This window comes from Streptomyces sp. SAJ15 (genome assembly GCF_007595705.1).
In the GTDB taxonomy this organism is placed as follows: Bacteria; Actinomycetota; Actinomycetes; order Streptomycetales; family Streptomycetaceae; genus Streptomyces.
The window spans coordinates 1-430 of the sequence record NZ_NISY01000043.1 but is presented as its reverse complement, the minus strand read 5'-3'; the positions used below and the strand labels follow the sequence as shown (position 1 = coordinate 430).

Sequence of the window (430 nt, the reverse complement as noted above, 5' to 3'; positions counted from 1 at the left end):
GGCGAGTGTGGTGGGGTTGGGGTAGTCGAAGATCAGGGTGGTGGGCAGCGCGAGTCCGGTCGCCGTGCGCAGTCGGTTGCGCAGTTCCACGGCGGTGAGCGAGTCGAATCCCGATTCCAGGAAGCCCCGCTCGGCCGCCACGGCTTCGGGAGATGAGTGGCCGAGGGTGGTGGCGGCGTGGGTCCGCACCAGACCCAGGAGTGTTTCGAGCTGTTCGGGCGTCGATTGTTCCGCTAGGCGTCGACGCAGTTGGGCCGAGGCGTCGCTTTGGTTGTCTGTCGGCGTGTCGAGGCTGGTGGTTTCGGTGGCGGTGATGACTTCGGGGATGTCGGTGATGAGTGGGCTGTGGCGGATGGAGGTGAATGTTTCGGTGAAGCGTTCCCAGTCCATGTGGGTGATGGTGAGGAACGTCTCGTCGTGGTCGAGTGCT

1 protein-coding gene is annotated in these 430 nt (G+C 64.7%); it reads right to left on the bottom strand.

Translation table 11 applies throughout. From position 1 onward, the window contains the following. The coding region (locus CD790_RS34235) for an acyl carrier protein (RefSeq protein WP_144387279.1) at positions 1 to 430 on the bottom strand (430 nt) is incomplete at both ends.